The organism is Clostridium algifaecis, assembly GCF_017874415.1.
GTDB classification, from domain to species: domain Bacteria; phylum Bacillota; class Clostridia; order Clostridiales; family Clostridiaceae; genus Clostridium_B; species Clostridium_B algifaecis.
Window position 1 is genome coordinate 1 of record NZ_JAGGLM010000013.1, and the last position, 20,643, is coordinate 20,643.

Here is a 20,643-nt window from a genome sequence, read left to right on the forward strand (position 1 = left end):
AATCTTCATGTAAAAAGAACAAATGACAAACTGCGACCATTTTAACAAATGGCCGTTTATTTTTGTACATATACACTTGGTAGTTTATCGCTTACTATTGAAGTAAGAAATCTGTATAAGAATAATGAACAAATTAGCATACTAGATTTGTACAATATTACAAGTCTTTACAAGTCTATTGATACATTTTTTTCACAATTAATTAATGAAGTGCTAAGTAATAACAATAAGTATATGAAAGTCAATGAATTTGCAACAATATTAGATAAAAAGATTTGTAATTTTTATGAGTATATAGATATTTTAAGGAACAGAACTAATGCAACTAGAAAAACTAATGATATTATTAAAGATGCTATTAGTAAGTATACTTACACATGGAGTGCATATGCAAAGGATAGGGCACAAAATAAAATTAGTAAGACTTTTGTAAAATATTACGACAGCAACTATTATGGTTTAGCAGAATGGTCTGATGAAATCCATAAGCAATACTTTATGGATGCTATAGATGAATATACAGCAAATAGTCCTAATGAAAAGAAAGCCAAAGATATATTAAAATTGTTTAAAGAACTAGACATAGAAGATAAAGAAGACTATGTAGATATTATTGAAGACAAGATAAAAAAGGCTTTTAGTTAAGAGGTGAAAAATTGAATATAGAATCATTGTCAGAAAAAATACCAATAGAAGAGACTATAAAAGCAATTGAGTATGTAAAGCATGAGAGAAATATAGAAAAATTTAAATCCTATGTAGATGATATTATGCCTTTTGGAGAAAAGACAACAGTTAAATATAGGAACAAATTTATTCAAAGGTTTATAGAGGTATCAGGGGAAGAAATAATGTATTCCCCTTTACTTCGATTTATTAATGAAATAGATAACTTTCAAACTAAAAAGGACATTATTTATTTTATAGTATGCTCAACATCTAGTGCTGTTGGGGAGATAGTAAAGGCATTTTGTGATAAAAAGATACCTGAAAGTATTGACTCTGAAGAGTTATTAGAGGTATTTACTAAAAGTATGAAAGATGCTAAAGAAAGTTCTATTAAGAAAACATATAGTGTTTCAACTACAATACTAAGTGATTTTAATATTATAAGCAGCAGAAAAGAAGATACAAAGACAAAGAAATTTATACTAAATACTAACATTAGACCTAATAACGAGGCTATACTTTTTAATTTGTATTATGAGTTTATAAAAGTAAAAGGAAATAAAATGCCTGAAGAAGAAGCAGTATTAGAGAGTGATACATTTAAGTATTTTTTAATGAGTAGTTTAATGAAAAAGAGATATCTTAAATGGATTATAGACAAAGGCTATATTGAGCACTATGTCATGGGTGGAAATTCAAAATATCAGTTTGCCTATGACACACTAGATCTTTTAGTGGAGAAGGTGATAAGTAATGATTAAAGTAATAGAAAATGCATTAAAAAGTATGGGGCAGAGGAAAGTTTTATTTATTTTAGGAGATCATTTAGTTGGAAAGACAAAACTGATAAAGGAATTTTTAAAAAGTAACTATGGAGAAGAAAATATCCATAAACATTATATAGATGTTGGACTGTATATAAAGGATAGGGTGAATAAAGAATATTTAGATACCTATGAGATTTACCCGGAGGAATTTAAGTCTGATGCAGAAATTTTTTTCAAAGAACTTGTAGATGAAAAATATAAGGATTCTAATATAATTGTATTTGACCACATGGAGTTTTTGCTATCAGAAAAATATACAGGCTGGATTAAGATATTAGATAAAAAGGCTATGGAAGAAAATACAGCAGTAGTAATTGTTCCAAGTGAGTATAAAGATAGTTTACCACTGAGAGCATATAAGTATATAGAAGTGTAATGGAGGGGAAATATCAATGAAGATAAGAGAGGTTGTTGAAGTACCTCGTATAGATAAGATAGTTAGACTTACAGATAATATGTCTGATAAGGCAGATGCTGAAAAATTAAGAGGATTATTAAAAGGTTATGTAATCACAGAAAGTGTTGAAAAAAATCTTTCTAATTTCTTTTATAAGGTAACAAATTTTAAAGACAAAGGACATGGTTTTTTAATCTCTGGGCTTCCGGGTTGTGGTAAATCTCATTTTATGTCTGTACTGGGGCTCTTAACCAAAAACAGTGAAGCCTTTGACATTATGAATGGTAAAAGTGAATCAATTGATAAATCAAAGAAGTTTTTTCAAGATAAAAAGGTATTTGTAGTACCTCTTATGGCAGAAGAAGGTGGTCCAGAAATATCTTTAGAAGAGATGTTTTTTGATGCAGCAGAGAATATAACTGGTTTTCCTTTTAGTGATGCTAGTTTTTATATAAAACAATTTGAAGAAGCAATAGTGGCTAATAGTAACTATGAGCAGAAGGTAAATAATTTCGTTCAAGAAGATTCAAAAGGAAGATTTTTAACTTGGGCAGATTTTAGAACAAAGATAAAAAGTGAAGAAGGAATAACTAGATTAATAAAATCTTTTGTAGATAAATATGAAATAACTTTCTTTAAACCCAATAGAGGCAGAAAAGAGAGACTAGATAATTTGTATAAATGGCTTTCTGAAGAAAATTATGATGCAGTGCTTGTATTAGTAGATGAACTTTCTGAATATTTAAATGATAGAGGCGGACGAGCAAGAACTGATGCATTGTTTTTAAAAACATTTTTAGAAAATGCGCAGCAAGAACGAAACGGAAAAATTATACCTGCATGGATAGTAGGAGCATTTTTATCTTCGTTAAATGATATTAAAGTGCCAGATGTATATGATTTAATGAAGGATAGGTTTCCAAGTGAAAATCAATTTACTTTGAAAGTAGACGATGTAGAAGATATTATTGACCAAAGACTTGTAGTTAAAAAGCAGCCTGATAAAATTGAGGAAGCATACATTACATTGAAAAAGAAATATAATGCTTTTGATAAAGTAGAGAAAGATACTTTTATGAAAATATATCCTCTTCACCCAGAAAGTTTGGACATCTTATCAAAGTCAGTTCGCTTTTTATCAAGACAAAGGTCTATTGTGGATTTTGTATTAAGTGAAGTAAAAGGAAACATAGATGAAGGAGGACATACAAAGGGAATTTTAGATGAGGATTTTCTAAAACTTGTAACTCCAGATAGAATATTAAGCCATTTCCAAGAAAGAATAAGAGAACTTAGTGATAAAAGGGAATACTTTGAAAGTATATATGCTTATTATATGGGACCAGAAGGATTAGGAAACGGTAAAATCAAAGAGTTGTTTAAAGATAATGAGTCGGATAAAGATACAGCATGTAAACTTATAGATGTAATGACACTTTTGAAAATTTTAGATTTGGAAAAAGAGTATACTGTAAGAGATTTAACTTATATGATTCAATATCCTAAGATGGAAGGGGATTTTGCAGAAGAGAAGGTAAATAAAATTCTTTTCAAAATGTATGATAAAGGAAGATTTATAGAATTTGAAGAAGATGAAAGCAGTGCTGGAGGGAATATATACTTCATAAATAAAGATGTAAGTCTTGCAACGAAGATTACACAAGATATGAAGAAGAAACTTGCTTTAGTTGAAGGAGAAAGTATAGTATCTATTGTTGATGAAATAGTAACTACACTATCACAAGAACCGTTAAGTATAAATGGATATTATAATGAACCATCTAGTATCAGAGTAAATTGGAATAATATAAGTCGTGAGGGTGTTGTTCTATTTAATAACTTAACCAAGACGGGAACAAAGGAAGGCTTATCTAAATCACTTACTAACCTAAAAGACTCTGAAAATGACTTTTATATGTATATAGGAACCTTTTTAAATACAGAAAAACAGAAAGAATATATAGAGAAGGCTTTAAAGGAAGTTAGCAGTGCAGGCAGTAACCAGACATTTTCGTTATGGGGAAATCATGAAGATGATTCCTCAAAAGAGATAGAAAAGAGACTGATTAAATCAATAATATATTGGTTACCTTCTAATGAATTAGAAAGAGAAGAAGGTAAGGAAAAACTTTATAGGCTAAAAGAATATTTTGCTTATACAGAACTGTACAAGGAATATGAAAAGAATTACCAAGAAACAAATTCAAATGAAAATAGAGAGTTAGTGGGAAAAGTTGAAGAAAAAATATTGAATTTACAAGATGAAGTATTTGAAATACTTAAAGGACTTTATTTAAATGGTAGTTTTTACAATATTGATGGCGATATTGATATAGATATATCTGCTTATGAAAAAGATTCTTTTACTAAAATTATGAATACAGTAGTAGGTGCTGTTTTAAGTAAGGTTTATAAAGATAATAAATTCATTTCTCCAGACGAAAATATAGGTCTTACAGATAAAGTTACAAATAAATTTATTAACTACTATATTACAGGAACTCAAACAGATCTATCAGGTATTGATTTAAGTATAATAAAAAATATAGTGAAGAAGTTTGGAGAAGCACAAATTAGGATTGATTCATTTAAATTTAATATAGACGCTAAAAATAATAATCTAGTTAAATTGATTATTGATGAAGTTAATGGAAAAGGTGAAGTTATATATAAGAATTTATACAACAAAACAAGAAAATCTACTTTTGGTCCAGATAAAAATATTGTGGATATTTTACTTGCTATGATGATTAAAAAGGGATTCTTATTACCTATAAAAAATGATATGCCTGTAAGCATTGCTAATGTAAAGGCGCCGCTTAATTCTTCGGTTACTAAATTTAAAATGGGAGAATTTGTGGAAGAAAAATATCATGAAGGCCTAATAAGAATAACAAAATTATTCTTTAATAAAAAATTTGAAAAGCAGGACCTTTCTTTCCAAGAAGAATTATGGGAAGAACTTATTCAATTTAAAAAGGTAAAATTGAATGAAATAAGTGATATTAAGAATAAACTAAATGAATTTAAGGAACCTCTCAAATTAGAAGATAACAGGTTATCTAAGACATATGAAACAATTAACTTTATGAAAACTTTAGTTGAAGATATAGCAGAAGACAATGGTTCAAAGGATGGATTAGAGTACTTTATAGAAAAAAACAACACGGAAATATCTGAGGGACTATTAGAGAAGTATTATGAAAATTTAAATAAAATATATACTTGGGCAGAATCATCATTACCTATAGATATTCGTAAAGTAAATATAACTATTAATGGATATAGAGAATTTATTCCAGATAAAGAAGATTATAAGGAACTTATAAATCAGTATAATTCTATGAAAGAATTGTTAAATAACGGAGATGAATTCATATTCAATAATTGTGCAAGTGAACTAAACAAGAAATTTAATATATTTAAAAATGACTATATATCTTTATATGTCGAAGAGCATAATAGGGAGAATGGAAAGCCTGAATTTGATGAATTAAGAACTGTTCTTGAAGAAGATAACTTTAAATTCCTAAACTTACTAAATGGAATTGAAAGAATAAATATGGATTATGACTATATGAACATAAAAAATGATATAGATAGTCAATTAAGGCTTCAGTGTAATTTATCTTCTATTAAGTTTTTAAAGGATAATGAAAGTGCTTGTAAGTGCTCTTTTAAACTAGGACAGAAGAAATTTATAGACGATAAGGAAGAATATCTAGAGGCAATAACAAATGCTGTTTTAGGATATATAGATCAATTAAATTTGCAGGCAAATAAAGAGAAAGTATTTAAGTATATTGGAGATTTAAAAGAAATTGGAGAAAAGAAAGATATTATCCAATTAGTTGAAAAAATGTATGAAATACCTTTAGATGAAAACAGATTAGATAATTATAGAAAGTATTTAACTGTTAATTCAGAAATTATTCCTTTCATAGATAAGGCTTTAAAGGTGAATATAAATATTATTCAAAGAGATATAAATAAATTAGTAGAGGTATTTAACGATAAGACCTATTCTAAAGAAGAAATGATAGAGAAGTTTACTGCACTTATTGAAGGAAATGATACATTATATAGAAACAATTATATTAAGTTTACTAACTTAAGAAATGATAACTAGGTGATAGTATGAATGAAGTATTTATAGATTGTTTAAAGAGATATCTTGAGGATATTACTGACTTAGGAAGTAATATATTATTTTTACAGGATGAAAGTGGGCTTATGGATGATGTCGAGGGTATAGATTTGTATCTATATCCTCATAAAGTAATATCAGTTAAGGAGAATGTGTTATTTAGGGCTAAATACGAAGATATAAAACATAAAAAAGACGAAAAATATATACTGGTTCTAAAAAATAAGGGCTTAAAAAGTAAATTATTAGACTTTATAAAGCGTTCAGAGAAAGCAAGAGTTATTGAAATAGATACTAAATCATTACTTGATTCAATAGAAGATGATGTAAATTGGAGTGAAGAGATAAATAACTTTCAGAGTGAAGACATTAAGAAGAAATTTAGGGAATTATTATACTATAGAAAGTTATTTAGAAAAAGTAATATAGAAAAAAATGAGGTCGATAAAGTAGTACTATCTGCATTTGTTGATTTAGATGCCACTAAACTAAAAGATGATGTAGATTGTTATTTATATTATAAAAATCTAAGTGAAATTTATTCCGATTTACACAGTTTCAAATATAAATCAGATATAAAGGAACTTATATATAAAGTTTTTGCTGAAAGTGGTTCATTAATTGCGAATATAATAAAAAAGGACATATTTGTTGAGTTTGAAAATCTATTGTGGATATGTACTGCACTTTATGAATTTAATAAATTGACCAGTGAAAATGTAGAAATAGTTTTAGGCCAAGATTTAGATAAGTTATCATATTTTAAGGAACATTTAATGGATCTTGTAGAGTTTGCTAAAGTAGTAAGTAAAAAAGATAAGATACTATATATTCAAAAGAAAGACGCAGCGGAAAAACTTATTTATAAATCAGGTATAAACATATATGAAAGTGAAAAAGATTATAGAACTATTATAAGAGAAGGCAATGGAACTTATATAAGTGTAATAGAAAGTATTAAAACTCTTCTTAAAGGCGTTAACTTAGAAGGATTTAAAAAGATATATAAACATGATTTCAATGATTTAATGGAACTTAAAGTACTGATAGACGAAAATAATAATTATTCAACAGAAAACATTAATAATGCAAAGAATTTATTTGATATAATCATAAATCTTTTTAAAGATATTGATTATATTGAAAAACAAATAAAATATGTCATTAATAGTTATTCAGATTGGGAGAATCTATATAAAAATTATCTTTATGATTTACAGTACAGATTCAGCAAGATAGTGCACTTAGATAGTCAAAACCTTATAGAATCTAATAGATATGAAAACATAGATAAAAGAATAAGTAGAATATTAAATGAATATAGAAAAAGATTTGCTGAATTTATTGAGAAGAACTATGAATCGTGGGAGAATACGGAATATGGAGTATCTAGACCTATTTTAAATAGTGATATTGAAAGTTTATTAAATCTGGAAGATAACAAAACTTTTATAATCATATTTGATGGTATGAGATATGATGCTTGGGAACATATAGTTAGACCTTATTTTGAAACAGTTTTAGGTGAAAGAAATACCAAGTATAAAAGTTCTTATGCATTGCTGCCAACTATTACATCTATATCAAGAGAAGTAATATATAGTAATATTATTAAAAACTATAAGAATGATGTTAACTATATTACAAAGTCAGAAAGTATGAAGAATGAGAAACTGTTAAAAGAAAGCATTCTTCAAGATAAAAAGATTAATGTTCTTGTATTTAATATGTTTGATAGAGATGGTCATAAGGCTACAGAAGATTTTTATATTTTCTATGAGAAACAAAGACAGGTTTTTGAAAAAAGCATAAGTGAACTTATAAAGGTGATACCTAATGATGCAAACCTAGTAATTGCTTCGGATCATGGCTTAATGAGAATAGATGAAAATATAAATATGAAAGATGAGCAATATATAAGTACAGTTAAATCAAGATACTTAACTGTAGATAATAACATTAAAAAAGAAGGCTGTATAAATATAAAAGATTATCTATTACCTTATAATAATAAAGGATACTTTTTAGGTGGTGGAGAGAAAGATTTTTATAGTCACGGAGGAGCAAGTATAGAAGAAATATTACTTCCTTTAGTGATATCTGAAACTAAAATTTCTCAAAGAAATAATGAAAATACACAAAAGATATCTTCTGTAGGATTAGAAGAAGAAACTTTAGTGCTAGATGCTAATGTTCAATTAAAGTTGAGTTTTAAGCCAAATGAAAAAGAAAAGATCATATTAGTTTCATTGTACAATTTAAAAAATCAAAATGTAAGTAATAGGGATATTGAAAAGATACTAAAAAATAAGACTGGAAAATCTGGACTTGTAGATGGCGTTATCAGAAGGCTTCTACAGAAGTTGAAAAAAGATGGACTAGATATTATAGAAACTTCATCTGCAGGAGACTTAATCATTTATAAATTGAATGACAAAGGGTTAAGAGGAGAGATATAATTGAGTGATATATTAAGAGAAATTATAGATTCATTAAGAAATGGAACAGTTCCAGCAGAAGGCACTGAAAACATTGCAGTTGGGATTGCTGATGAGTTAGTAGAAATTGAAAATAGATTGGAAGGCATAAAGAATAATAAATCTGCATTTAAATTTATTATAGGTGACTATGGTTCTGGAAAGACTTTCTTTAGTACCGCAGCCAGAGAAATGGCCTATAGTAAAAATTTTGTTGTATCGTCTGTTGTAATTTCACAGGAAGCACCTCTTCATAAATTTGAAGAATTGTATCGCAAAATAATGGATGGTATGAGAACATCAGAAAATAAAAAAATACCTGCTTTTACTTTAATACTTGAGGAATGGCTTTTAAATATTGAAGATAAAATTATTGAAATTGAAGGGTTAGATCCTGAAGAAGATAGAGAGAAGTTTGAAGTAGAAATGAGTAAGCGAATTAACGAAGAGTTATTAATAGTTGGTTCCATTGCTGCTTCATTTGCAAATGCTATAAGAGGTTTTTATAATGCTAAATATGAAGGTGATACAGTACTTTCACAAGGGGCTATTGCATGGCTTAAAGGTGAAAATGTAAGACCAGAACTAAAAAAGAAATTAGGGGTTACGGGAACAGTGACAAGGGAAAACTCTTTTGAGTTCTTTAGAGCATTGCTACATATGATTAAGTCTGCTGGGTATGAAGGTTTAACTGTTATTTTAGATGAAGTTGAAACCGTTCAGAAATTAATGAGAAAAGATATGAGAAGTGATGCATATGAAAATCTAAGGTTTTTTATAGATGAATCGGATAAGAATTCATTTCCTAACTGTTTTTTCTTATATACTGGAACTACTGATTTAATGGAAAGCGAAAAGGGATTTAAATCTCTTGAACCCTTATATCAGAGAGTTAAAGTAGATAGAGATAACAAATTTAAGAATCTTAGGCAGCCTGTTATGTTTTTAGACGGGTTTAATAAAGAAAAATTATTTGAAGTTGCTTGTAAGGTAAGAAGTATACATGGAGAAGTTTATTCCTGGATGCCTAATGATAAGGTAACAGATAGTTTTATAGAAAGACTGGTCAATGATATAACTTCGGGTTTTGGTGGAGAAATTAATATAGGACCAAGAGGATTTTTAAGAACCTTTGTAGATATTTTAGATAAATCTCAAATGTATGATAATTATAGACCACAAGAACAATTTGAATTCAATGAAGAAATAAGAACTATGGCTGAGACTATTGAAAATGAAACTGCACACATAGTGAATTTTTAGGTGATAATTATGTCAAATTTCCATATGTTATGCCAACCGCTTAAGAGTAAAATTATCAATAAACTAGGGTGGAAGGAACTTACTTCAGTACAAGAAATGACAATTCCGGAGATTTTAAGTGGAAAAAATGCTGTAATTCTTGCACCAACAGCAGGTGGTAAGACTGAGGCAGCATTTTTCCCAATTCTATCTTTGATACATGAAGAAGAACTTGGTCCTACATCTGTTTTATATGTTTCTCCAATAAAAGCATTGCTTAATAATCAAGAAGAAAGATTAAAAGTGCTTTCTTCTTTTGTATATGGTGATGTATTTAAATGGCACGGAGATGTTGAGAGCAATGAAAAAAGTAAATTTTATAAAAATCCATCTCAAATATTAATTATTACGCCTGAATCACTTGAAGTTATGCTAATGAGCCAAAAAGTAAACAAAGAAGAAATATTTAAAAATATAAGGTTTATAGTAATTGATGAGATACACGCATTTGCTGATAGTGAAAGAGGTTCTCATTTAATGGCTATTTTAGAAAGAATACAGGCTTTTTCTAAATATGATATTCAAAGAGTTGGTCTTAGTGCCACAGTTGGAAACCCTAAAGATATATGTGATTGGATGCAGGGAAGCAGTAAAAGAGAAAGTATTGTAATTGATCCACCTAAACTAGCAGGTCAGAAACGCATTGAAATTAAAGTGGTTAAGAAAGATGAAGATTTAGGTATTGAGGTATGCAAGAGGATACAAGGGAAAAAAGCATTATTTTTCTCAAATAGCAGAAGTGCTGCAGAAGGATTAAAGAAAGCAATAGAAGGAAAAGGGATAGATACATATGTTCATCATTCATCTATAGATAAAAGATTTAGAGAAGTAGCAGAAGAAAAATTTAAGATTGGAACGAATAATTGCATTATAGCAACTAACACATTAGAACTTGGCATAGATATTGGAGATCTTGATATTGTTCTTCAGTTAGATTCGCCAAATACCGTGTCTTCATTTTTACAGAGGATGGGAAGAACAGGTAGACGAAAAGGAACTATTGCTCATTATGTATTTTTCCCTACAAAGCCAGCAAAGTTAATTCTTTCTATAGCAATATTGAGTCTTGCTATGAGGAGATGGGTTGAAAATGTATATGTAAGTAAACTTTCTTATGACATATTGTTTCACCAAATATTAACTATGTCTATGGGCGAATTTGGAGTAAATAAGGAGCATGTTTATGAAGTTTTAAAATGTGTTTATTCATTTTCAGATATAAGCAGGTCAGACTATGAATACTTACTTAATTATATGGTTGAAAAGAAATTTATACAGATAAATAGGAACATGATACACATAGATACAGAAACTGAAAAGGTTTTTGGAAGACAGAATTTTATGACGCTTTACTCGGTTTTTGAAACAAATAAGGAGTTTACAGTAAAGTTTAGAAATAAATCTATTGGAACTCTTGAAAGATGGTTTGTAAATGCTCTTGGTGAAAATTTTCAATTTATTCTAGCCGGCAAGTATTGGCAAACAGATAAAATAGATTATGATAATTCTATAATACATGTAGAAGAAGCAAAATCAGCAATGCCACCAAGATGGATGAGTGGAGAAGGTTTTTATTCTTATGAGTTATCTCAAGAAATACTAAAGGTGCTAAGTACAAATGAAGAATATCCATTCTTAAATAGTTATGAGAAATCAGTATTAAAGGATGTCAGATATGAGGAGAAAGCCTTTGGACTTGAGATAGGCAAAATCATTATAGAAGAAATAAAAGACGGATATCACTTTTACACATATGCCGGAAATGGTGTGAACTATACAATGGCTACTGCTTTTTCTTTTATAAATAGAATGATAGATATTAAAAGTATTACTTGGAATGGCTTTAAGGTAGTAGCAGCGGATAAAGACTTCAAGCCTAAGAATGAAGAAATATTAAAAGTTATTGAAGATATAAAGAACAATGAAAATTATTTTGAAGAGAATTATGATAAGTTAGTAGAAAGAGTACCAGATATTTCCTTATCAAAATATCAAAAATATTTGCCTGATAGACTTAGAAAGAAAATGTTGGCTGACTATGTATATAACATTAAAAAGACAGTTGAGTTGATTAGAACTTCTTCAATAGAAATATTAAAGATATATTAAAAAGACTGGAAGTTATTACCAATACTTAAGGGGTGATTATTTTTGCATTTATGTAAAAATAATCTAATGACTAAGGAAGATAGGATGTTTCCAATAAAGATTGAAACAAATCAAGTAAATGGTAATGGTGGATATCAAATAACAGTAGACCTTCTACAGAGGCAAAAGATACAATTAAAAATGTATTTAACTATATAAAAGCAAATACAAATAATATGGGTGTTAAATCAAAGTTAGAGGAATTTAATTATATTACCCAACTTATTGATGAAAATGCTTCAGGTGGCAATCAAGAAATAGGTGCTGCCTTTTATATGAACATGATATCTAATTTTATAACCAAAGTAATAAAAACAAAAACAGTAGTATTAGGAAGCTTAACTGTTAATGGAAATCTTATTAAAGTAAGTAATTTAAATGAAAAGATAAGTTATATTATTGAGCAAGGAGCAAAATTTGTTTATCTTCCGATCTCAAATCAACCAGATGTAATGATTTTATCACCAGATATTTGGAGCAAAGTATCATTGATATTTTATGTAAGTCCATAGGATTTAATGAGAAAGATATTTGAACTGGAATAAGGAGAATTAATATGTCCGACTACATCTTAACCTATACAAAAACTAAATTTTATCCTTTAGAACCATTAATGAAAGATATAAAAATTGAAGATATAGCCCATGCTCTTTCTTTGATGACAAGAGCAAATGGGCATTTTAAGCACTTTTATTCTGTAGCTCAGCATTCTGTTAATTGTTATAAGGAAGCAAAAATTAGAAGATATTCAAAGAGAGTTCAGCTTGGCTGTCTTTTACATGATGCCAGTGAAAGCTATATTTCAGATTTAACTAGACCTGTTAAAAAGAATTTATCACAGTATTTTGTTATAGAAGAAAAGCTTCAAAAGGTAATATACGAGAAATTTGGACTTGTTAATTTAACAGAAGATGAAATAGATAAGATAAGAGAAATTGATGATGCAATGCTATACTATGAATTTATAGAGCTTATGGATGAAAAAATATTTGATGAAGAGCCTTTTATAGCTATGAAACATAACTTTTCACAAAGAGATTTTAAAACTGTTGAAAGTGAATTTATATATGCATTTGAAAACTTAAATAAATCTGATACTAAGAATAGTTTTGTTGGTGTTGATGGCTGTAAATATGGTTATGTAGCAGTAAATATAACAGATAATGATTTTGATATTAATGTTTTTAAAAATATAGAAGAAATATGTGCAAAATATAGTGATAGTAATACAATTTTAATAGATATGCCTATTGGACTTCCTGAAAATACATATGATATAAGACCGGAAACAGAAGGAAGAAAAATATTATCTTCAAGATCATCTTGTATATTTACAGTGCCATGTAGACAAGCTGTGTATGAAGATGATTACTGCAAGGCTAATGAAATAAACAGAGATGTATTAGGAAAAGGTTTAAGCAAACAGTCTTTTTCTATTTGCAGCAAAATAAAAGAGATAGATGAATTTTTAAATAATGCACCAGAGTATAAAAATAGGCTTTTAGAAAGCCATCCAGAAATCTGTTTTGCAATGCTTAATTTTGACGGAACAATGGCAATGCCTATTTTTGAAAACAAGAAAACAGAAGAAGGAATAGATAGAAGATTTGAGGTATTAAGCCGCTATTATGAGAAGACTGATGAAATTAGAGAAGTACTATATTCTGATGACAAGTTGAAAGGGATTAAGGATGATATCATAGATGCACTATGTCTTGCTATTACTGGAATGCTTGGATATAAAAATGGATTTAAAACTATACCAGGAAATCCAATGAAGGATAGCAGAGGACTATTTATGCAGATGGTTTATGCTGATTAAATTTAAGAGAGGTATTATAAATGCTTTCAAAACAAAATATAATAACCACAATAAATTCCTTGAGTAATAAAAGAAAAATCTTTTTTTCGGAGGCAGACTTTCAGTTTGCACTTTCTTGGGAGCTGCAAAGGCATATGCCCAAAAGTGATGTTAGATTAGAATACTCTCCTGCACATATTGATCCATCTATGCATATTGATATTCTTCTTAAAGAAGAGGATGAGTTTTATCCTATAGAGTTAAAATATGTAACTGCTGCTTGTGATACTATTGTAGATAGAGAAAGATATTTATTAAAAAATCATGGAGCACAAGATATAAGAAGATATGATTTCTTAAAGGATGTTATGAGAATTGAAAAACTCATTTATAACCATAATGAATATAAGAAGGGGTATGCTATTTTTCTAACTAATGACTGTAGTTATTGGACAAAGTCCTCCGCTAAGAAAACCTGTGATAGGGTTTTAGAATAAATCAAGATGAAATAAAATCAGGGGAACTTAAATGGGGAGAAGCAGCAGGAATAGGAACTAAAAAGGGCAGAGAAGGCAGGGAAACTATAAATTAAACTGGCAGGATTATAGTAGTATTAGTGATGAAAAATGGGGGAAATTTAAAATTCTTATTGTTGAAGTAGAAAATAGCAAAGATATAACAAGTTTTAATATATAAAAAGCAACATCTAAGAATTATTAAAAGCAAGAGATGTTGCTTAAAGGATTATTATTTTATATGTGGAAGTATAACTTTAATAATATCGCTAATTATTTCTAATTCGTGGTTTGAACACTTATAAAGTAAAGAAGTAATTTCAGTAGTTTCTTTAACTAGCTGAGAATTATTATCTCCAAAAACTAAATAATCAATAGAGCTATGAAGATTTTTAGATATGTTAACTAAACTATCCATGCTCATTTTTCTTTCTCCTCTTTCAATTTGACCAACATAAACAGGAGAAAGACCGATAAGCTCTGCAAATTTTTCTCTTGATATTCCTAATAATTCACGTTCAAAACGAACTCTTTCACCAATACTTTTATAATCAGGTTCATATTTCATTTAAATCTCCTCCTGTAATTACTTTACAAGAGTAAAAAGAATATAAAAATAAGCTATATGTATATAAAAAATATATGCATATAGCTTATTTGACATTAGGCATTATACTAATTCGGATTTACCTTCAAGTTTGGCATACATTCTTTCTTGCTGCTTAGTTGTAAATTGAAAATATATTTCAGTATTTGAAACTGATTTATGACCTAACCACCACTGCAATTCTTTTATATCTATATCACATTCAGCTAGATGAACAGCAGTGGTATGCTTAAGTGCATGAAAATGATGTTTTGATTTATCTTCTATATTTGCTATTGAGCAATATTTTTTCATTAAATAATTTAAAGTTTGCCTAGATATAGGCTTGTTTTTTTGACTTTTAAAAAGTATTTCAGATGTTGATGATATTCCATTTTTCTTGATGTATTTGTTTAAAATATGTTTTGTTTTTTCATCTAATCTTATAGTATTATTATTGCTTCCTTTTAAGCGTTTACAATAGATTTCACCTTTATCCATATTATAATCTTCAAGTTTTAAAAGTGAAATTTCAGAAGCACGTAAACCACATCTATATGCAATTCTGAAAATTGATAAATCTCGGAGAGTATGAGACGCGCATGTACTTTCAATAGTGCTAAAAAGAGATTTTGCTTCTTGCTGTGTTAAATATTTAATTTTAGTTTCTGTGTTTTTCATTTTGTTATATTCTCCTTAGTAAAATAATATACAATATAAATATTTTGTACCATTTTATTATAATACAAATTGCATATTATGCAAATAATTTACTGTATATTGTAATATTATATAGAAAATACATGGTAGAGTTTTATTTTATACAAATACATGTAAAATATAGGATAATTCTCTTCATTTATTCTATCATAACTATACAAAATATTTATTTTGTTTTAATAAATAATATAATGACTTTTTCTAAAAGTCAAAGGAGCAATTACTAAATCAATATAAAGCTAATAGCGTATTAAAAATATTGCTATAAAGCTCACAAAGTAGTAAAATTTATTTAATGATAAAAAAATAGAGGTTTTAAGGGAGAAATGTATTAAAATAGAAATTAGAGATTTAGAGAAAAGAAGAGAAATATTAAATGAATTAGCAGAAAATATTGAAGGTTTAGATATAAACGAAAGAAATATGTTACAACAAATTAGTGAGGAAATGGACATACTTATAGCAGATTATATTAATAATTCTTGCTTAAGTATTAAAAGGTGAATATCATGAATAAAAGTAAAATAGTTAAAATTAATGAAGTTTACAATAGAGGAATTTCAGGAGGAGAAATTGGAATTTGGGAATGGAATATAGAAGAAAATTATGTGTTTTTATCTGAGAATTGCTATAGATTTATTGAATATACAAATGAAAAATTCAATGATTTTTATGAATGTATTGATAAATTTGTATTAATGGAAGATAGAGATAGGGCAATTGAAGAGTTAAAACTGTTTACTATAAGTAATTTAGATTTATATACAAGTGAAGTTAGAATTTTAACTAAAGAAGGTAAGGAAAAATGGGTTCTGATTAAGGGGAAATATAGTAAAAATAAAAAAATTATTTCAGGATCTATTACTGATTTAAGTATAAAAAAACAGCTTGAAAATGAAATTGAAACAGTAATTTATTATGACTTAATTACAGGACTTCCAAATAGGAATGTATTTATTGAAAAACTAAAAAAAATTATAGAAAAATGTAAAAATGAAAAAAGTAAATCAGCAGTTATTTGTGTTGATATAGATAATTTTAATTTAATAAATGATACATTTGGATATGAATATGGGGATGTGTTATTAAGGATATTTTCACAAGTATTATCATCACTAAAAAATAATATTAATGTATTCAGAATAAGTGGAAATAAATTTATTCTAATTTTAAATCAAATAAGTAATTATTGTGAAATTGAAGAAGTTTGTAACAAAATATTATCGTATTGTGATAAACCATTTGAATTAATAGATGCTCAAGTGTACATATCTGTAAGTATAGGAGTTGCATGCATACCAGAAGATAGTTTAAATGAAAGTGATATTTATAGATATGTGGATTTAGCAATGCAACAATCAAAAATTAAAGGAAATAAAATGATTACTTTTTTTGATAAGTCTATGTACAATAAATATTTAAGAAAAATAACTATTGAACAGGAATTAAGAAATGCTATAAAAAATGAAGAATTATATATAGTATATCAACCACAAGTAGATATGACTAAGCACAAAATTATAGGATTTGAAGCATTACTAAGATGGAAAAATAGAAAGCTTGGAAATATTTCTCCAGCAGAATTTATTCCAATAGCAGAACAAAGTGGTGTAATAGTAGAAATTGGTAAATGGGTGATTAACTCTGCATGTGATAAAATTTTAGAATTATCAAAAGCAAATTATCAATTGGAATCTGTATCAGTAAATATTTCACCTGTTCAACTTAGAAATATGGATTTTTTAAATACATTAGAAAATATAATTGATAAAAAAAATATTTCACCATCAATGCTGGAAATAGAGATAACGGAGGGAACTATAATAGATTTGAAAAAAAACAATATTGACATTTTCAATAAAATTATTGAAAAAGGATTTAAAATAGCAATTGATGACTTTGGAACAGGGTATTCATCTTTAAATTATTTAACTATTGTACCATTTAATACACTGAAAATAGATAAATCATTTATAGATGGTATTGAAAAAGGAAAAAATATGGCGGTAATAAGCTGTATATTAAATTTATCAAAAGCATTAAACTATAAGGTTATTGCAGAAGGTGTGGAAACTGAGTTGCAGATGAATAAGCTACTTGAGATAGGAAGCAGTATAATACAAGGATATTATTTTAGTAAACCTATAGATGAAAGAGAAATAGAAAATTTATTAGGTGAATTTTAATATGTAAGTGAAGGAGATGAAAGTGATAATAGATAATATAAAAGAAGTTTTAGAAAATATACACAATAAAAAATAACGATAGGGAGATATGACAATGAAATTTTTTGTTGATTTAGGGGTAAAGAAAAAGCTTGTCTTAGCATTTTCAGTGATTTGTATTTTTATGATTTTAATAGGAGTGGAGGGTATATTAAGTTCTGCAAAGATAAACGAAGGCTCTAAAGCTATATACAGTACTAATTTAATATCCATTAAAGATTTAGAAAAAATATCTTCTAATATAAACGATGTTAGAGCTAATATACTTAGAATTGTTTTTGAAAGAGATAAGTCAAAGTTAAATGAAGAGATACAAACTATAGATGATTTAACTAATGAAAATAAGAAATATCAAGATGAATATGAAAGTTTACCTGCAACAGATGAAGAGAAAAAAACTTATACAGATTTTAAGAATGATTTATTAAAATATAGAGAAGTAAGAAATAAGGTGATTGAACTTGTAAAAGCCGATAACTATGATGAAGCAGTTAAAGTATATAATTCAGAAGTAAGCCCAATCAGAGCTGCTATGGCTGAAAAATTGAAAAAATGTATTGATATAAATGAAATAGAAGCTAAAAAAACTAATGAAAATAATATAGCTCAGTTCAACAAGGTTAAGTCTACAATAATAATCTATACAGCTATAGCATTTTTAATTATAATTTTAATGGCATATGTATTAAGTAAAAATATAATGATACCACTGAATAAGATAAAGGAACTAGCAAATAGATTATCTAACTATGATTTTTCAACACCAATTAGCATTACAAGAAAAGATGAATTTGGACAAACAGGTTTAGCTTTAAACACAGCACAGGAAAATGTAAATAGCTTAATTAAAGTAATTATGGAGAATTCACAAGATATAAGTGCATCTTCGGAAGAACTTTCAGCAACAGTGCAGGAATTATCATCAAAAGCAGAAACTATAGATGAGGCCGTAAACACTATTTCCTCAGGTATGCAAGAGTCAAGTGCTACTACAGAAGAAATAAGTGCGTCTATTGAGGAAGTGGATTCAAGTATAAATGTTCTTTCTACAAAAGCTATGGAAGGAAGTAATAGTGCAAATCAGTTTAAAGAAAGGGCTACGGATGTTAAAAATAATAGTCAGATGGCACTAGAGGAAACAAGAACAATTTATACTGAAAAACAAAAAAAGATGGAAAAAGCTATTGAAGATGGAAAAGTAGTAGAAGAAATAAAGGTTATGGCAGATACTATTGGAAGTATAGCACAGCAAACTAATTTACTTGCATTAAATGCAGCTATAGAGGCAGCAAGAGCAGGAGAGCAGGGTAGGGGTTTTGCAGTAGTTGCAGAAGAGGTAAGAAAGCTTGCAGAACAGTCAGCAGAGGCAGTAACAAATATTCAAGAAACAATTTCAAAAGTACAACAAGCCTTTATAAGCAGTATTGAAACTGGTAGTGACATATTGGAATTTATAAACACAAAGGTACACGAACAATTTGATGCCTATGGGGAAACAGGCAAACAGTATTATAATGATTCAGATTTTGTAAGTAAAATGTCCGAGGAGATTGCAGCTATGACTGAAGAAATAACAGCTACAGTTGGACAAGTAAGTGGAGCAGTTCAGAATATGGCTGAGGCTTCACAAAAATCAAGTGAAAAATCAGAAACAATAAAAGAAAGCATAGATGAAACTACAAAAGCTATAGAACAAGTGGCATTAACGGCACAAAGTCAAGCAGAGCTTGCTCAAAAACTAAATGAAATAGTTCAAAAATTTAAGATATAAAAGATTTAACTACTGATACAAAAAGTAATTTCATATAATCATTTTTTGTATCAGTTTTTCAAAAAGTTTCCTTTAGAAATGCATAGTGTACTTATATTATACCCTTTAGCTTTTAATATTTGACTTTTAAAATCAACTAGCTCAATAGGCACGTTTAGTTCAGCAGCTACTGATGAAAAGGTATAATCGCCATAAAATAATTCCATAATAGTAGAGTCTGGAATTAAAAGTTCTGATGCGAAAAGATTAGCTTCTCTTTCAGGTTTTGATGTCATATCAAATAAAGAGAATTCTCTTATAGCATCATTTTTGGCATAACTTTGGTGAAATCTATCATGTCCAAGTTCATGAGCACATATAACTGGTAATAGTTCTTCCTGAATATTTTTATTGATTACAATATACCGAAACTTAGATTGATAGAAATAATACCCCTTTAAGTCACCTAAATCATGATAGCATATATTAATATTCATACCTTTAGCCATTTCAAAAGGATCTCTTGTCTTATATTTTTTAATAAGCTTATCCACTTCTTTAGAAATAAAATTAGTCATAAGCAATTACCTCTCTTAAGGAGTTTTATTATCGTCATTGCCTATAGATGTTGATTTATTACCATATTTTTTTCTTGCCTTTTGTTTTGCATCAAAATATATTTCCGTAATTGACTTAAAAAAAGCATCCTTATCTTCATCGGACAATTCCCCTCCTGCAAGTACTGCAGAAGTTCTCTTTAAAATCATTTCTGCCTCTTTTTTCCCTTTGTAACCAAACTCAGCTTTAGCAGAAGATATAAAATTCTCATCTCTTGAAACATCTTCATTATCAGATATTAAATAATCTACAGAAACATTGAATATTTCAGCAAGTCCAGTAATAATCTTTTGCCCTTTAGGGAATCTAGTATTATTTTCGTAATTACAGATAGATTTTTGAGTAATACCTAACTTTTTTGCCAATTCTTCCTGAGAAAGTCCAGCTTCTTTACGGAGTAATTTTATTTTATCACCAAAATTCATTTCTGTGACCTCCAAATATATAAATTTAAAAACAGA

The 20,643-nt window shown here is 28.0% G+C and carries 17 protein-coding genes; 13 read left to right on the forward strand and 4 right to left on the reverse strand.

Translation table 11 applies throughout. The features are described from left to right. Positions 1 to 48 precede the first annotated feature (48 nt). From J2Z42_RS09720 to J2Z42_RS09770, 11 genes are all read left to right on the forward strand, one after another. A complete protein-coding gene (locus J2Z42_RS09720) occupies positions 49 to 645 on the forward strand; it encodes a hypothetical protein (RefSeq protein WP_209702445.1) in 597 nt (198 codons plus the stop codon). Between the two features lie 11 nt (positions 646 to 656). Next, positions 657 to 1,430, forward strand: a complete 774-nt coding sequence (locus tag J2Z42_RS09725) for a hypothetical protein (RefSeq protein ID WP_209702446.1) — start codon at positions 657 to 659, stop codon at positions 1,428 to 1,430. After that, positions 1,423 to 1,872 (forward strand): P-loop NTPase family protein, encoded by a 450-nt coding sequence (locus tag J2Z42_RS09730; protein ID WP_209702447.1) that lies wholly within the window; start codon positions 1,423 to 1,425, stop codon positions 1,870 to 1,872. The genes J2Z42_RS09725 and J2Z42_RS09730 overlap by 8 nt, the downstream gene beginning before the upstream one ends. A 16-nt stretch (positions 1,873 to 1,888) precedes the next feature. Beyond that, on the forward strand, positions 1,889 to 6,022 hold the full coding sequence (locus tag J2Z42_RS09735; protein ID WP_209702448.1) for a DUF6079 family protein: 4,134 nt from the start codon (positions 1,889 to 1,891) through the stop codon (positions 6,020 to 6,022). An 8-nt stretch (positions 6,023 to 6,030) separates the two neighbouring features. Then, positions 6,031 to 8,499 carry a PglZ domain-containing protein gene (locus J2Z42_RS09740; protein ID WP_209702449.1) on the forward strand — a complete coding sequence of 823 codons (2,469 nt, stop codon included), beginning with the start codon at positions 6,031 to 6,033 and terminating at the stop codon, positions 8,497 to 8,499. After that, a complete protein-coding gene (gene brxD, locus J2Z42_RS09745; protein WP_209702450.1) occupies positions 8,500 to 9,780 on the forward strand; it encodes a BREX system ATP-binding protein BrxD in 1,281 nt (426 codons plus the stop codon). It begins immediately after the preceding gene. A 9-nt stretch (positions 9,781 to 9,789) separates the two neighbouring features. Next, positions 9,790 to 11,928, forward strand: coding sequence for a DEAD/DEAH box helicase (locus J2Z42_RS09750; RefSeq protein WP_209702451.1), 2,139 nt, complete (start codon positions 9,790 to 9,792; stop codon positions 11,926 to 11,928). Between the two features lie 42 nt (positions 11,929 to 11,970). Further along, positions 11,971 to 12,126 carry a hypothetical protein gene (locus J2Z42_RS09755; protein WP_209702452.1) on the forward strand — a complete coding sequence of 52 codons (156 nt, stop codon included), beginning with the start codon at positions 11,971 to 11,973 and terminating at the stop codon, positions 12,124 to 12,126. Positions 12,127 to 12,143: 17 nt separating this feature from the next. Then, positions 12,144 to 12,479: a S16 family serine protease gene (locus tag J2Z42_RS09760; RefSeq protein WP_245331565.1), complete on the forward strand. Its 336-nt coding sequence runs from the start codon at positions 12,144 to 12,146 to the stop codon at positions 12,477 to 12,479. 44 nt (positions 12,480 to 12,523) lie between these two features. Continuing rightward, positions 12,524 to 13,789 carry a DUF429 domain-containing protein gene (locus J2Z42_RS14780; protein WP_209702453.1) on the forward strand — a complete coding sequence of 422 codons (1,266 nt, stop codon included), beginning with the start codon at positions 12,524 to 12,526 and terminating at the stop codon, positions 13,787 to 13,789. Between the two features lie 134 nt (positions 13,790 to 13,923). Beyond that, complete coding sequence (locus tag J2Z42_RS09770) at positions 13,924 to 14,265, forward strand: hypothetical protein (RefSeq protein WP_209702454.1); 342 nt, start codon at positions 13,924 to 13,926, stop codon at positions 14,263 to 14,265. 250 nt (positions 14,266 to 14,515) lie between these two features. Here J2Z42_RS09770 and J2Z42_RS09775 read toward each other — a convergent pair whose 3' ends face one another. Together J2Z42_RS09775 and J2Z42_RS09780 are read right to left on the reverse strand one after the other, a co-directional pair. Continuing rightward, positions 14,516 to 14,851, reverse strand: coding sequence for a helix-turn-helix domain-containing protein (locus J2Z42_RS09775; protein WP_245331566.1), 336 nt, complete (start codon positions 14,849 to 14,851; stop codon positions 14,516 to 14,518). 102 nt (positions 14,852 to 14,953) lie between these two features. Next, a complete protein-coding gene (locus J2Z42_RS09780) occupies positions 14,954 to 15,550 on the reverse strand; it encodes a tyrosine-type recombinase/integrase (protein WP_209702455.1) in 597 nt (198 codons plus the stop codon). 548 nt (positions 15,551 to 16,098) lie between these two features. Here J2Z42_RS09780 and J2Z42_RS09785 point away from each other — a divergent pair. Both J2Z42_RS09785 and J2Z42_RS09790 read left to right on the forward strand, forming a co-directional pair. Next, on the forward strand, positions 16,099 to 17,775 hold the full coding sequence (locus tag J2Z42_RS09785; protein WP_209702456.1) for a bifunctional diguanylate cyclase/phosphodiesterase: 1,677 nt from the start codon (positions 16,099 to 16,101) through the stop codon (positions 17,773 to 17,775). Between the two features lie 94 nt (positions 17,776 to 17,869). Then, positions 17,870 to 19,585, forward strand: coding sequence for a methyl-accepting chemotaxis protein (locus tag J2Z42_RS09790; protein ID WP_209702457.1), 1,716 nt, complete (start codon positions 17,870 to 17,872; stop codon positions 19,583 to 19,585). A gap of 50 nt (positions 19,586 to 19,635) precedes the next feature. Here J2Z42_RS09790 and J2Z42_RS09795 read toward each other — a convergent pair whose 3' ends face one another. After that, positions 19,636 to 20,142, reverse strand: a complete 507-nt coding sequence (locus J2Z42_RS09795; RefSeq protein WP_008423896.1) for an ImmA/IrrE family metallo-endopeptidase — start codon at positions 20,140 to 20,142, stop codon at positions 19,636 to 19,638. A 15-nt stretch (positions 20,143 to 20,157) separates the two neighbouring features. Beyond that, positions 20,158 to 20,607: a helix-turn-helix domain-containing protein gene (locus J2Z42_RS09800; protein ID WP_209702458.1), complete on the reverse strand. Its 450-nt coding sequence runs from the start codon at positions 20,605 to 20,607 to the stop codon at positions 20,158 to 20,160. Positions 20,608 to 20,643: the final 36 nt, after the last annotated feature.